The organism is Devosia sp. SL43 (genome assembly GCF_021729885.1).
Taxonomy (GTDB): domain Bacteria; phylum Pseudomonadota; class Alphaproteobacteria; order Rhizobiales; family Devosiaceae; genus Devosia.
The window spans coordinates 3,640,345-3,653,080 of record NZ_CP063401.1 but is presented as its reverse complement, the minus strand read 5'-3'; the positions used below and the strand labels follow the sequence as shown (position 1 = coordinate 3,653,080).

The following is a 12,736-nucleotide window of genomic DNA, read 5'->3' as shown; positions in this document are numbered from 1 at the left end:
ACCCGTGTTCTTACTGCACTGCCGCAAGCGTGGCGTTGGCGGTGGCATAGTCGCCACTCTCCGTGAACGCCCCGATGAAGGCTGCAAATTCTTCCTTGGTGACGACGCGAACCGCGATCGGCATGAACGCATGGTCCTTGCCGCAAAGCTCGGAGCACTGGCCGTAGTAGATGCCGGTTTCGCGCGCATTGAACCAGGTCTCGTTGAGGCGGCCCGGCACGGCGTCGATCTTGATGCCGAAGGACGGCACCGCGAAGGCGTGGATCACACCGGTTGGATCGGCGGTGACCTGAACGCGGACCGTGGTATCCACCGGCACGACCAATTCATTGTCCACAGCCAGCAGGCGCGGCTGGCCCGGCTTCTGAGCGGTGCGCTCTTCTTCGGTCATCATGACCGAGTCGAAGAACTGCTGCTGATCGACGTACTCGTAGCTCCACGACCACTGCACGCCGGTAGCCTTGACCGTCAGCTCGGGGGCCGGAACTTCGACTTCGCCGAACGAGAAGATGTTGGAACCAAGGTATTTGCGCTCGCCGTCCGGCGTCGTCAGTTGATCGCTCAGCACGCCGAAGGACGGGATGGCGATGATGATCAGCACCACGATGGGCAGCACCGTCCAGACGATTTCGACCAGCGTGTTGTGGGTGAAGGCGGCTGGGACCGGGTTCCGCTTGGCGTTGAAGCGGAAGATAATCCACAGCAGCAGCGCCAGCACGAATACGACGATCAGGCTGATGGTCCACATCAGGATGCCGTCGTGGAAGGTGGTGATGGAGTCCATGATCGGGGTCACGGAGCGTTGCAGATGATACTGCCCGGGGAGGGGATGACCAGCGGCAATGCCGGCTTCTTCCTGCGCCGTGGCCAGAGCCGGGGCCAGCGCCATTGCGGCTGCCGAAAGAGCCCCCATCTTTCTCAAGAAATGCCCGGTCACCATAAACCCCCGTGTCGACTTCAATTGGTGTATCCACACCGGGATTGAGGGGCGAAAACAGCGGCATAGCAAACGCCGCCCCGACTCAACCTCGGAGCGAAAAACTCTTCTCCGACCTAAATCACATCGCAAACGCCAAGTCCATTGCGGCAACCATATGCCCCACTGCGTCATATTGTGCGACGGCGCCCGCAAAACCGCCTCACCCTTGCCGCACTTTGCCGGGCATATCCCTTGCATCTCGGGGCTTTGGTTGACTTGAACGGCAGCCTGTCGGAAACAGTCCCAGCCTCATGCGGACGCGCGATTCGTCGGGAGAAGTGATAGAGTGAAGCCGATTTTGAAGCGTCATCTGGCCGGTATCGGCCTGGCCATGCTGGCCGTCGTGGGTGCGGGAAGCGCCGTACTTGGGCAGGGCGTGGTGCGCGCGCAGTATGGCGACTGGCAGATGAGCTGCGATACGCCGCCCGGCGCCAGCTTCGAGCAATGCGCGATCATCCAGAATGTGATGGCCGAGGATCAGCCCAATGTGGGCCTGTCCGTCATCGTGCTGCGTACGGCCGACCGCGAAGCCCGCTTGCTGCGCGTGCTGGCACCGCTCGGCGTGCTGCTGCCCAATGGCCTGGGCCTCAATGTTGACGGCAAGGATATGGGCCGCGTCGCCTTCGTGCGCTGCCTGCCCAATGGCTGCGTGGCTGAAGTCGTGCTCGACGACAGCCTGATCGATACGCTGTCGAACGGCACGGATGCGATTTTCGTGGTCTTCAAGACTCCGGAAGAAGGTATCGGCATTCCGGTGTCGCTTGATGGTTTCAAGGACGGGTTTGCCCAGCTTCCGTAACAGGCGGAGTTCGTCATGAGCGATGATCATCGCGCAGCGCCGCGACAACGCACCCTCAAAGGTGGCCTCATCGTCATCAACGACGGATTCTCGACCTTCAAATGCACCGTGCGCAACCTGTCCGAGACTGGTGCGCGGTTGAAGGTGGCCGGCATCATTGGCATCCCCGACACATTCCAACTGGCAATGGATGACGGGCGTAAATTCGCCTGCTCGATCGTCTGGAAGACCGAAAGCGAAATCGGCATCAAGTTCGACTAGGGTGTTGCCACGCCCTCGTGGTTCGAGGCGCTGAAGAAGCGCACCTCACCATGAAGGCCGTTGCTAGCTCGGAGTATCAGTGGCCCTCATGGTGAGGTGCGAGCCCTTCGCGAGAACAGAACCACGAGGGCGTGCCCAGAAGCACCTGACCCCAAAAACAAAAAAGCCGGACGAGTGCTTGGCACTGGTCCGGCAAGTCATCAGGAAACGAGGCCGGTGGCAAAACCGGCCCGGGAGATGGAACGGGCGCTCGTAACAAGTGTCCGGACCAACGAGACGGCGCCGGCTGGAGGTCAAGGCCGGCGCAAGCTGATAGGCGGACGCGATCAGGCGCGGGCGCTGCGGGCCCGGGCGGCGTTGAGCACCAGTTCAGGACGGCTGTCCTTGCGGACCAGCGCCTGGCCGATGTCGTCGCGGGAAATGCCCAAGTCACTCAACCTGGAATGGTCAAGCTCGAGCAAGGCTTCGAGCGCAACCCGACGGGTACGGGCAGCCTGAGCCTTGGCGATCCAGCGCGCAAATGCAGCAAACGGATTGGCAGGCGTGGCGGCCACGTGTGACCGCTCGCCGGGAAGCGAGAGAGCCATGATAATCTCCAGTCATTTGGTTTTGCCGAAGGGAGTTCGGCGGGGTTCAGCGCCGTGTCTTCTGGGCCGATGGTTATGTAATAGCGCTCTGGACATTCATTCGTCTAACAAATAGATTTCATCCTCATCATCAATTTGAGTGATGGGAGATTGTCGTGACCGCTCCGCTTGATCTCGACCAGTTACAGAGCTTCTGCGCCATTGCCGATTGCGGCAGCTTCACCGAGGCGGCGCGGCGGGTGAACAAGACCCAATCCGCCGTCTCGATGCAGATCAAGCGCCTCGAAGAGCGGCTCGGCCAGTCGCTGCTGGCGCGCGATGGACGCGGCGTGACGCTCACGCCGCATGGTGAGGCCCTCTATTCTCGCGCCCGCCGGATGCTGCGCACCAACGCCGAAATTCTCGACCATTTCTCGGATGGCGACCTCAGCGGTTCGATCCGCTTCGGCGTGCCGGACGATTATGCGGTGCGGCTGCTGCCGGTGATCCTCTCAAGCTTTCAGCGCACCCATCCCAAGATCGCGGTGGACGTCGCCTGCATGTCATCGGAGCACCTGCTGGAAGGTATGCGCTCGGGCCGTTACGACCTGATCGTCTTTACCCAGGGCACGGACCAGAATTACGGCGAACTGTTTCGCACCGAGAAGATGTTCTGGGTAGCCAGCCATGGCGGCCGGGCGCTCGCCACGCAGCCACTGGCAGTCGCCTGCGGCACGCCGAACTGCGGCTGGCGCCGGGATGCACAGGAGGCCCTCGAACGCAGCGGCCTCGACTATCGCATCGCCTATACCTCATCCAACGCCACGGCCATTTCGAGCGCCGTGCTTTCGGACCTCGCCGTGGGCTTCCTGCCGGAAAGCGCGCTGCAACCCGGCATGCGCGTGATCAATGACGAGCACGGCCTGCCCCGCCTGGGCGATGCGCAGATCGCCCTGATGCGCGGTAGCCACGCCTATGGCGGCATCTATGACGCCCTGGCCAACCACATCGTGCAGTCGATGGGGAATCTGGAAGTGCCGGTGCAACTGTCGGATGCAGCGGAGTAGGACACCGCACCCTTGACCTGACTCACCATTTGTCTCACCAGAGGGCATGGCCGAAGCCCTGACCAATGCCGCCGAGTTTACCGTCAGCGAGATCTCGCATGCGGTGAAACGCATGGTCGAGGACGAGTTCGGGCATGTGAGGGTGCGCGGCGAGATTTCCGGGTTTCGTGGGCAGCATTCGTCGGGACATGCCTATTTTACGCTCAAGGATGAGAATGCGTCGATGGACGCGGTCATCTGGAAGACCAGCTATGCCCGCCTGACGTTTAAGCCGCAGGAAGGGTTGGAGGTCATCGCTACCGGGCGCCTGACCACCTTCCCGAAATCTTCGAAATACCAGATCGTCATCGACAATATCGAGCCGGCCGGCGCCGGGGCGCTGATGGCGCTGCTGGACGAGCGGCGGCGGAAGTTGCAGGCAGAGGGCCTGTTCGCCAAGGAACGCAAGCGGCCCCTGCCCTACCTGCCGCGCGTCATCGGCGTCGTCACCTCGCCCACCGGCGCGGTGATCCGCGATATTCTGCATCGCCTCAATGACCGCTTTCCCAGCCATGTGCTGGTATGGCCAGTGCGCGTGCAGGGCGAGACCTGCGCGCCCGAAGTGGTCAACGCCATCGAGGGCTTCAATGCCCTGCTGCCGGATGGACCGATCCCGCGGCCGGATCTGCTGATCGTCGCCCGTGGCGGCGGCTCGATCGAGGACCTCTGGGGCTTCAACGAAGAGGCGGTGGTCCGCGCAGTCGCGGCCAGTGGTATTCCTGTCATTTCGGCAGTCGGCCACGAGACAGATACGACGCTGGTCGACTACGCGTCCGACATGCGGGCGCCGACACCCACGGCGGCTGCCGAAGCCGCTGTGCCGGTGCGGGCTGAACTCATCGGCTATGTCGACGATCTCGGCTCGCGCCAGCGGCAGGCGACGCGGCGGATTGCCGGCAGTGCGCGCGACCGGTTGCGCGCTGCAACGGCAGGCTTGCCACGTCCGGCAGATCTGGTGTCGACGCAGCGCCAACGCCTCGATCATGCCGCGTCCAACTTGCTCAGCGGCCTTCGGCATTCGGTGCAGGACCGGCGTCTGGCCCTGTCGCGGGTCGAGCCGCGACTGACGCCACAGATGTTGAGCCGCCGCCAGGTCGAAGCCGGCGAGCGGCTGCGCAACCTGTCGATGCGAGCGGAGGCCGGCTTGCGCAAGACCGTGGATCGCTCGCGCCTGACCTATGACCCACGCGCCGCGCGGCTGGCCAGCGCGACGCTGCGGCTGGTGGAGCGCAAGCGCGCGCAGCTCGAGGCGGTGGGGCCGAAATTGTCGCCGAACGCCTTGCGGGCGGAGTTGCGGCATGGCCAGGCTCAGCTCGGCCCTCTCGCCACCCGGCTTTATGCCAGCATGCTGCAGGGCCTGAGCCTGCGCGGGGCGGCTTTGGCCCAGGCCGGCAAGTTGCTCGACGCCCTGAGCTATCGCAGCGTGCTGGCGCGCGGCTATGCCGTCATCAAGGATGCGGATGGCCAGTTGATCCACGAGCGGGCGGGTCTGCTGCCGGGCACGCCCGTTGCCATCGAATTTGCCGATGGCGAAGTCGGCGCTACCATTGCCGGTGCGCCGGTCATCAAGAAGAAACCACGCGCCCAGGCGGACGGGGACACGCAGGAAAGCCTCTTTTGATGTTCCCCATTGCTCGCTATATCGGGAGCAAGGTTGAAGGAATGCCAGCATGAACATCTTCGATAAGGGCTTTGCGCCCGCCGAAGCGGTGATCCGCTATCTCGATGGCGACTATGTCGTGCTCAAGCCCGGCAGCTTCGTACGCTGCGCCATATCGGGCAAGCCGATCCCGCTCGACGAGCTGTTCTACTGGAATGTCGACCGGCAGGAGGCCTATGCCGACGCGGTGACGGCCCATACGGCCTTCGAGCGGTTCGGCCGCGGAGCCTGATGGTGGCGGAAGCGTCAGTCCGCCGCCGGTTTCTCTTCATCTCCAACGGTCATGGCGAGGATTGGATCGCTGCGGCGATCGTCGCGCGTCTGCCCAAGACCATCGATGTGGAAGCCTATCCGATGATCGGCTCGGGCAATGCCTATATGGGCGTCTGTCCGCTGGTCGGGCCGCGCGCCACGCTGGCCTCGGAAGGATGGCGCAACGTCAAGGGTTCGCTGCGGCGCGATCTCACCACCGGTGGCTTGATGACGGTGCCGCCCGCGCTCAATTTTCTGCGCAAGATGCGCGGTAAGTATGATCGCATCATCGTGGTCGGCGATATGACCGGCGTGCTGGCCGCTTTCGCCACCGGCCACCGCGACCTCGTCTATCTCGATGTCTACAAGACCGGCGCGGCGCGGCTCTATTCTGGCCCGGAGCGCTTTGCCATCAAGCGGGCCTGCAAGACCGTGTTCTGCCGCTCTGATAACCTAGCGCGGACGCTCGAGCATATCGGGGTCGATGCCCGCTCGGCCGGCAATGTGATGATGGATACCATCCCACATGGCGATTACGACGCGCGGGCGCGGCGTCATAAGGCCATGGGGGTCACTCTGTTGCCGGGCAGCAGGGCGCTGACGGCCGAGAGCTTTGCGCTGCAGATCGATGCCCTGCGAACCCTGCCGCCCGACTTGCGGCCGGACGTGTTCGTGGCCGTTGCCGGTGGCATCAATGTCGAAGAGCTGGCCAAGCAGACCGGATTGCGCCGGACGGCGATGCTCAGCGCCGAATCGGACGATATGGGCGAATTGTCAGATGGCGACCTGACGATCCACATGGCCAGGGGCGGCGCCATGGGCAATCTGCTGGCGGTTTCGGATGTGGTGCTGTCGCAGGCGGGGACCGCCACGATACAAGCGCTTGGCTCGGGCAAGCCGGCCATCACCTTCGTCAATCCGCGTGACCGGCGTTCACGGTTCGACGACGAGCAGATGCTGTTCGGCGAGGCACGCACCGTGGTTCCGCCCGAGGGCAAGGCAATCGGGTCAGCCCTGCGCAAGCTGTTGGCCGACGACGAGGAACGCCGTCGCCTGGCCAATATCGGCCGTCAGCGCATTGGCGGGCCGGGGGCGATGCTGGCGATTTTGGATGCGCTGGTGGCCTGAGGGGCACGCCCTCGTGGTTCGAGGCGCTGAAGAAGCGCACCTCACCATGAGGGCTACTTTGATACCGAGCTAACAACAGCCCTCATGGTGAGGTGCGAGCCCTTCGCGAGCCTCGAACCACGAGGGCCTGGCTCAACCCTTGTGCGTTTCCGGCTCGAGCAAACGGTGCAGGTGCACGATGAAGTAGCGCGTCTGGGCGCTGTCGACGGTCAGTTGCGCCTTCTGCTTCCAGGCAACGAGGGCGCTGGCATAGTTGGGGTAGAGACCGACGATATCGACCTTGTCGAGATCGGCGAAGGTCACCCCTTCGATGCTGGATAGCTCGCCACCAATCACCAGGTGGAGCAACTGCTTGGTGGGATCTTCTTTTTCAGCCATCGGTCAAATCCGTTCGTCAGAAGAGAGTTCGGCGGCCACGCGTTCCTGGTCGGGGCCCGGGCATCCATAGACCTTGATCAGAGCCGCATGGACCAGCGGTTTTAGGCTCATGTCGGCAAGCGCGGCAAGCGCCCCGTGGCGCACATCTCGTCTGTTGAATTGCGGGTAGCCGGCACAGACATCGGCCAGGTCCATGCCGCATTCGCTCAGAATCAGCGCCGCAGCCGCGATATCCCAATCCTGGCTGCCGCGACGGCTGGCCACCGCATCGAGCTTGCCCGTCGCCACCTGTACCAGCCGGTAGGCCAGCGAGGGGTAATAAGGACCGCGGGTATAATTGAGACCGGCGGCCTGCATTTCCTGGTGCACGGCGCCGGCCGCCGGGATAACCGGCGGGCTGCCCGGGCGTCGGCTGCGCAGCAGGGGCTTGCCGTTGAAGAAGGCGCCTTCACCTTTGGCCGCCTGATACATCTCGTTGCGCGCCGGGGCGAAGACCACGCCGGCCACCGGCACGCCGTTCTCGACCACAGCCAGCGATACAGTCCAGCTATCCTCGCCGCGCAGGAAGCCGCGCGTGCCGTCGATGGGGTCGACCACGAAGACACGTTCGCAATCGAGGCGTGAAGGATTGTCGGCGGTCTCCTCGCTCAGCCAGCCATAGGTGGGGCGGGCATGCAGCAGGGACGCAGCGAGATAGCGATCGACCAGGATGTCGGCTTCGCTGACCGGCGAGGAATTCTCCTTGGTCCAGCTCTTGACGTCGCGGCGGAAAAATCCGCTGGCGATGATGCCCGCCGCCACCGCCGAGGTGCGGAGCAGTTCGAGATCGTCGCTGTAAGTGGTGGCGGGCGCTGGCATTTACGGGCCTTTTAGGCTTGGTGCGACGCCGGAGCAAGAGTTGCTATGACTCTCCACCAGAGTTGCAGTCGACATCCCTCCCCCTTGTGGGGAGGGTGGCCCCGAAGGGGTCGGGTGGGGGTTCTTTCCGCAAGTCCGGAGCACGAACACCCCCACCCTTGATCCCTCCCCACAAGGGGGAGGGAGACGACTGGCCGTTCATATCAAATGCAGCAGAATTCCCGTGGTTAACACCCCCGCACCCGGTGGGGTTAACCGCTCCCTACTGGGTGCAAGACACCGCTAACCCTCTCGGAAAACAACATAAACTTAACCGAACCGATTAAGCTGGCAGGTAAGGGACCGGGGTATGTTGGACCTACAAAAGAGAGCACCAAAAACCAGCTCTCGAAGTTGACAGGAAGGCGAATTCAAATGCTTCACGGCGTCATGATGGAAGGATCGTCGGTCATTCTGGCTTTCGGCAAGCCCGCTTTGGCGGAACGCCGGTTCGTCGCTGCGAATGACAACGGCCCCAAAGATCCGGTCAAGACCGTTACGGTCCGCCGCCAGCTCGAACAGAGCGGCGTGGCGATCAAGGTCAAGGTGCCGGTCACCGAGTTCATCGGCGTTGCCGTTGCCACCGCGATCTCCGAAGAAGGCATGCTGACCAGCTCGATCGAACTGGTGCATTCCGACAGCGAACTCAACTATCGCGTGTTTGAGGAAGAGGGCAATCACAGCGTCGTCGCCGAGTGGCAGAACTGGGGCAAGAAGCTCCGCCTGCCGCTGTTCATCAAGGCCGGCGATGGCCAGTATATGCCCTATAGCCAGCAGGTCGATGGCGTCATGGTCGGCAACTCCGCTTCGCGCCGCAAGTTGGTCGCCGAAGCCAGCCGCCGCCCACGCTTCCTCAACCGCCGCCAGCCGGGTCATCCCGACGCATAAGTTTACTGCTCCTCCAAAGCACGTCCAAGGGGTTGACCGGTGGTGCGGTCAGCCCTTTTGGCGTTTGAATCAAAGCATCCGTATTAATCCTACCCGGTAGGGTAAAGACGGCTCCAAGCTGGACCTTGCAGGGCCGCGCGCTAGTGTGCGCTCGCAGGGGGTACCACATGGACTATTACACGCTGGCCGTTGCCATCTACATTGCCTGTGGCGTCGTCTATTTCGCGCTGCGCGATCAGAAGAAACATGACCGCGCCATTGCCGAAAAGGCGTCCTATGCCCTGGCCTATGGTCTGGCGGCGGACCGCAACGTCAAGCATTTCGCCACGGCACTGACCGAACAGCGACTCGAACGCGGTCCGACCTGTCTCTGAACTACCAGACCCAGTCGGCCAGCAGCGCCAGCGACAGCACGATGCCGACATAGTGGTTGCTGTAGAAGCGCGCGCGCGGATTGTCCGGTTTTTCGGCATCGACCGTCTGCACCTGCCAGGCCAGGAGGCCTGCCGCCACCAGCGACAGCACGGCGAAGACAATGCCAGCGCCCGCAATAGTCGCCGCAGCCAGCCACAGCAGATAAGCACCCGCATAGAAGCCAGCGACGATCGGGCGGGCCTTGCTGCCGAACAGGCGTGCGGTGGATTTGACGCCGATCAGCGCATCATCCTCGATATCCTGCAGGGCATAGATCGTGTCGTAGCCGATCACCCAGAGCACGGTGCCCATATAGAGGAGCAAGGCCGGCATGGCGAAGCTGCCGGTCTGTGAACTCCAGCCGACCAGCGCGCCGTAGGAGAAGGCGAGCCCCAGAAAGGCCTGCGGCCACCAGGTCACGCGCTTCATGAACGGGTAGATCGCCACGAGCACCAGCGAGGCAACGCCGGCCCAGACGGTGAAGCGGTTGAACTGGAAGAGGATCACCGAGCCCAGCAGCGCCTGCGCGATGAGGAAAGCCAGGGCGTCGCGCGATGTTACGGCGCCGGAGGGAATCGGGCGGGAACGGGTGCGGGCCACGGAAGAATCGATGTCCCGATCGACGATATCGTTGAAGGTGCAGCCGGCGCCGCGCATCAAGACGGCACCCACAAACATCAGAACGGCGCCCCACCAGTCGAAGCCGAGCAGCGGATTGGCGACGGCGGCCAGAGCCAGACCCCAGACGCAGGGCCAGAACAGCAGCCAGAAGCCGATGGGCCGATCCCAGCGCGCCAGCCTGGCATAGGGCTTGAGCCAATCAGGGGCATAGCGATCCACCCAATTGCCGGATTGGGCATCGGCGACGGTGCCGGGTTGGTTCGGGTCGCTCATTCAATCACCACGTCATTCCCGCGAAGGCGGGAATCCATGCTTCCTGAATAAACCAGGGAGATACGGCGGCGAAAGCGCGAATACGCGCAGCCGCAAAGAATGGATTCCCGCCTTCGCGGGAATGACGTCGTGGTGTAAATGAGCATCCATGCCCCGTACCCACGCCGCCCTGCCCCGCCTTTACGTCGACCCCGATCTCGCCGCCGGGACGCAACTCACCCTTGGCAAGGACCAGTCGCTCTATCTCGCGGCCGTTTTGCGCAAGACGGTCGGCGACGAGGTTGTGCTGTTCAATGGTCGCGACGGCGCCTGGCTGTCCCGGCTGGCCAGCGATTCCAAGAAATCGGTGACGCTCGATCTGGTCGAGAAAATCGCTGAACAGACGCCGCCCTCCGACCTCTGGTACGGCTTTGCCCCGCTCAAGACCGAGCGGCTGGACTATGTGATCCAAAAGGCCGTCGAGATGGGCGCCGGGACGATCCAGCCCGTCATCACCCGCTTCACCCAGGTCGCCAGGCTCAAGCATGACCGTCTCGTCGCCAATGCCATCGAGGCGGCAGAGCAGTGCGAGGTGCTCAGCGTTCCCAGCGTCGAGCCGGAGATGACACTCGAGCGGCTGCTCGATTCCTGGCCTGACGATCGCCGGCTGATTCTCGCCGATGAGGGGGAAGGGTCGTCGTCGCCCGTCGAGGCGCTGACGGCGCTGCGGGGGCAGAAGGTCGGCATCCTGATCGGGCCGGAGGGCGGCTTTTCCGACGAGGAGCGCGCCAGGCTCCGTGCCCTGCCCTATGTCGTGCCGATCAGCCTGGGGCCACGCATCCTGCGCGCCGACACGGCGGCGGTGGCGGCGCTAGCGGTGATTCAGGCAATCATCGGTGATTGGCGATAAAAGCCGATTGCTTTCGGCTTGTGCAACGCTATGTTCCGGCCAACATTGAACCCTCACTTCCAGAGGAAACTTTATGGCCGGCGCCGACAGTTTTTCGCCTCCCATCGAATCCCGCGCCGACCTGATCGAAGCGATGTCGCGCGGGTGCAAGCCCGAAAGCGAATGGCGGATCGGCACCGAACACGAAAAGCATGTGTTCCACACCAATCCGCTCCGGCCTGTGGCCTATGAGGGACCGAACGGAATCCGCGCGCTGCTCGATGGCGTGGCCGAAAAGACCGGCTGGGAACCCTTCTTCGACGAAGGAAACCCGATTGGATTGTGGGACAAGCATGCCCATGGCGGCATTTCGCTTGAGCCCGGTGGCCAGTTCGAACTGTCGGGCGCCCCGCAGCCAGACCTGCACGCCGCCGCTGCCGAAACGGCCGAGCATATGCGCGTCGCCAAGGAAGTCGCGGCGCCACTCGATATCCATTTCCTCGGCCTCGGCGTCACGCCACTGTGGAGCGTCGCCGAGATCGAGCGCATGCCCAAGTCGCGCTACGGCATTATGGCGCCCTACATGGACAAGGTCGGCACGCTCGGCACATCGATGATGTTCCGCTCGGCCACGGTACAGACCAATCTCGACTTTTCCAGCGAAGCCGACATGGTCAAGAAGCTGCGCGTCAGCCTGGCCTTGCAGCCGGTCGCGACGGCGCTGTTCGCCAATTCGCCCTTCGCCGATGGCCGCGACACGGGCTATCTCAGCTTCCGCAGCCATATCTGGCTCAATACCGACGACGCCCGCACGGGCATGCTGCCCTTCGCCTTCGACGAGGGTTTCGGCTTCGAGCAATATGCCGACTATGCGCTTGATGTGCCAATGTATTTCGTGCTGCGCGACGGCCATTACATCAACGTGGCGGGCGAGAGCTTCCGCGATTTCCTCGAGGGTAAGCTGCCGCAGCTGCCGGGCGAGAAGCCGACCAAGCGGGACTGGAACTATCACCTCGGCACGATTTTCCCGGAAGTACGTCTCAAGCAGTTCCTCGAAATGCGCGGCGCCGATATGGGCGACGAGAAGTCGGTGACTGCTTTGTCGGCGTTCTGGACCGGGCTGCTCTATGATCAGGTTTCGCTCGAAGCCGCCTATGAACTGATCGAGCCCTGGACGCGCGAAGAGCGCGAGAATCTGCGCCGCGAAGTGCCACGGCTGGGCCTGATGACCCCGCATGACCGGTCCAACCTCTATGATGTCGCGGCACAGGCCGTCGGCATTGCCGAAGCCGGGCTCGTCCGCCGCGATCGCCGCAACGCCCAGGGCAAGGACGAGTCGATCCATCTGGCGCCGCTGGAAGAAACCATCCGCCTCGCCAAGTCACCGGCAGAGCGCTGGCTGGACAAGCTCCGCGGCGAATGGAACGGGGATCTGACCCGAATTTTCGCCGAAGCCGAGATGTAGGGTCTTCACCTCTCCATTTGGGGGAGAGGTCGACCCGTCTTCGGCTCGGGTGAGGGGGCCTTACCCAACACCTCACCCAGTAAAGGCCCCCTCACCCGGCGCTGCGCACCGACCTCTCCCCCAAAGGGAGAGGTGAAGTAGGCCTTGCCTCATCAGGCGCACTCGGGCATCACGCCTCCAA

At 63.3% G+C, this 12,736-nt stretch carries 15 protein-coding genes; 10 read left to right on the top strand and 5 right to left on the bottom strand.

Going from position 1 to position 12,736, the window contains the following annotated elements:
* Window positions 1-10 precede the first annotated feature (10 nt).
* Window positions 11-913, bottom strand: a complete 903-nt coding sequence (gene coxB / locus IM737_RS17870; protein WP_236896326.1) for a cytochrome c oxidase subunit II — start codon at window positions 911-913, stop codon at window positions 11-13.
* 397 nt (window positions 914-1,310) lie between these two features.
* On the opposite strand from coxB, the gene IM737_RS17865 reads away from it, so the two are divergent.
* Entirely contained in the window at window positions 1,311-1,778 is a 468-nt protein-coding gene (locus IM737_RS17865; RefSeq protein ID WP_236899961.1) for an invasion associated locus B family protein, read from the top strand.
* A 15-nt stretch (window positions 1,779-1,793) separates the two neighbouring features.
* Window positions 1,794-2,039, top strand: coding sequence for a PilZ domain-containing protein (locus IM737_RS17860; protein WP_236896324.1), 246 nt, complete (start codon window positions 1,794-1,796; stop codon window positions 2,037-2,039).
* Between the two features lie 326 nt (window positions 2,040-2,365).
* On the opposite strand, the gene IM737_RS17855 is transcribed toward IM737_RS17860, so the two are convergent.
* Window positions 2,366-2,626 carry a hypothetical protein gene (locus IM737_RS17855; protein ID WP_236896322.1) on the bottom strand — a complete coding sequence of 87 codons (261 nt, stop codon included), beginning with the start codon at window positions 2,624-2,626 and terminating at the stop codon, window positions 2,366-2,368.
* A 155-nt stretch (window positions 2,627-2,781) separates the two neighbouring features.
* On the opposite strand from IM737_RS17855, the gene IM737_RS17850 reads away from it, so the two are divergent.
* The 4 genes from IM737_RS17850 to IM737_RS17835 are packed head-to-tail and all read left to right on the top strand — an operon-like array spanning window position 2,782 to window position 6,751.
* A complete protein-coding gene (locus IM737_RS17850; protein WP_236896320.1) occupies window positions 2,782-3,672 on the top strand; it encodes a LysR family transcriptional regulator in 891 nt (296 codons plus the stop codon).
* Between the two features lie 46 nt (window positions 3,673-3,718).
* A complete protein-coding gene (xseA, locus tag IM737_RS17845; RefSeq protein WP_236896318.1) occupies window positions 3,719-5,332 on the top strand; it encodes an exodeoxyribonuclease VII large subunit in 1,614 nt (537 codons plus the stop codon).
* 49 nt (window positions 5,333-5,381) lie between these two features.
* On the top strand, window positions 5,382-5,603 hold the full coding sequence (locus IM737_RS17840; RefSeq protein WP_236896316.1) for a DUF2093 domain-containing protein: 222 nt from the start codon (window positions 5,382-5,384) through the stop codon (window positions 5,601-5,603).
* Window positions 5,604-5,605: 2 nt separating this feature from the next.
* Window positions 5,606-6,751: a hypothetical protein gene (locus IM737_RS17835; RefSeq protein WP_236896314.1), complete on the top strand. Its 1,146-nt coding sequence runs from the start codon at window positions 5,606-5,608 to the stop codon at window positions 6,749-6,751.
* 132 nt (window positions 6,752-6,883) lie between these two features.
* Here IM737_RS17835 and IM737_RS17830 read toward each other — a convergent pair whose 3' ends face one another.
* Entirely contained in the window at window positions 6,884-7,129 is a 246-nt protein-coding gene (locus tag IM737_RS17830; RefSeq protein ID WP_236896312.1) for a DUF4170 domain-containing protein, read from the bottom strand.
* A 3-nt stretch (window positions 7,130-7,132) separates the two neighbouring features.
* Window positions 7,133-7,987: a 3'(2'),5'-bisphosphate nucleotidase CysQ gene (locus IM737_RS17825; RefSeq protein ID WP_236896310.1), complete on the bottom strand. Its 855-nt coding sequence runs from the start codon at window positions 7,985-7,987 to the stop codon at window positions 7,133-7,135.
* A gap of 414 nt (window positions 7,988-8,401) precedes the next feature.
* Here IM737_RS17825 and IM737_RS17820 point away from each other — a divergent pair, with 414 nt between their 5' ends.
* Window positions 8,402-8,914 (top strand): DUF6101 family protein, encoded by a 513-nt coding sequence (locus IM737_RS17820; RefSeq protein WP_236896308.1) that lies wholly within the window; start codon window positions 8,402-8,404, stop codon window positions 8,912-8,914.
* A gap of 167 nt (window positions 8,915-9,081) precedes the next feature.
* Window positions 9,082-9,288, top strand: a complete 207-nt coding sequence (locus tag IM737_RS17815) for a hypothetical protein (protein WP_236896306.1) — start codon at window positions 9,082-9,084, stop codon at window positions 9,286-9,288.
* A gap of 1 nt (window position 9,289) precedes the next feature.
* Here the strand turns inward: IM737_RS17815 and ubiA are convergent, their stop codons facing one another.
* Window positions 9,290-10,222, bottom strand: coding sequence for a 4-hydroxybenzoate octaprenyltransferase (gene ubiA, locus IM737_RS17810; RefSeq protein WP_236896304.1), 933 nt, complete (start codon window positions 10,220-10,222; stop codon window positions 9,290-9,292).
* Window positions 10,223-10,370: 148 nt separating this feature from the next.
* Here ubiA and IM737_RS17805 point away from each other — a divergent pair, with 148 nt between their 5' ends.
* Complete coding sequence (locus IM737_RS17805; protein WP_236896302.1) at window positions 10,371-11,111, top strand: 16S rRNA (uracil(1498)-N(3))-methyltransferase; 741 nt, start codon at window positions 10,371-10,373, stop codon at window positions 11,109-11,111.
* A 73-nt stretch (window positions 11,112-11,184) separates the two neighbouring features.
* Window positions 11,185-12,555, top strand: a complete 1,371-nt coding sequence (locus IM737_RS17800) for a glutamate--cysteine ligase (protein ID WP_236896300.1) — start codon at window positions 11,185-11,187, stop codon at window positions 12,553-12,555.
* Window positions 12,556-12,736 lie beyond the last annotated feature (181 nt).

What these genes read in the sequence shown, in the direction of transcription:
- coxB (WP_236896326.1), bottom strand. Translation starts at nt 913, where the DNA reads ATGGGGGCTCTTTCGGCAGCCGCAATGGCGCTGGCCCCGGCTCTGGCC.
- IM737_RS17805 (WP_236896302.1), top strand. Translation starts at nt 10,371, where the DNA reads ATGCCCCGTACCCACGCCGCCCTGCCCCGCCTTTACGTCGACCCCGAT.
- IM737_RS17830 (WP_236896312.1), bottom strand. Translation starts at nt 7,129, where the DNA reads ATGGCTGAAAAAGAAGATCCCACCAAGCAGTTGCTCCACCTGGTGATT.
- IM737_RS17800 (WP_236896300.1), top strand. Translation starts at nt 11,185, where the DNA reads ATGGCCGGCGCCGACAGTTTTTCGCCTCCCATCGAATCCCGCGCCGAC.
- xseA (WP_236896318.1), top strand. Translation starts at nt 3,719, where the DNA reads ATGGCCGAAGCCCTGACCAATGCCGCCGAGTTTACCGTCAGCGAGATC.
- ubiA (WP_236896304.1), bottom strand. Translation starts at nt 10,222, where the DNA reads ATGAGCGACCCGAACCAACCCGGCACCGTCGCCGATGCCCAATCCGGC.
- IM737_RS17815 (WP_236896306.1), top strand. Translation starts at nt 9,082, where the DNA reads ATGGACTATTACACGCTGGCCGTTGCCATCTACATTGCCTGTGGCGTC.
- IM737_RS17840 (WP_236896316.1), top strand. Translation starts at nt 5,382, where the DNA reads ATGAACATCTTCGATAAGGGCTTTGCGCCCGCCGAAGCGGTGATCCGC.
- IM737_RS17855 (WP_236896322.1), bottom strand. Translation starts at nt 2,626, where the DNA reads ATGGCTCTCTCGCTTCCCGGCGAGCGGTCACACGTGGCCGCCACGCCT.
- IM737_RS17820 (WP_236896308.1), top strand. Translation starts at nt 8,402, where the DNA reads ATGCTTCACGGCGTCATGATGGAAGGATCGTCGGTCATTCTGGCTTTC.
- IM737_RS17825 (WP_236896310.1), bottom strand. Translation starts at nt 7,987, where the DNA reads ATGCCAGCGCCCGCCACCACTTACAGCGACGATCTCGAACTGCTCCGC.
- IM737_RS17860 (WP_236896324.1), top strand. Translation starts at nt 1,794, where the DNA reads ATGAGCGATGATCATCGCGCAGCGCCGCGACAACGCACCCTCAAAGGT.
- IM737_RS17865 (WP_236899961.1), top strand. Translation starts at nt 1,311, where the DNA reads ATGCTGGCCGTCGTGGGTGCGGGAAGCGCCGTACTTGGGCAGGGCGTG.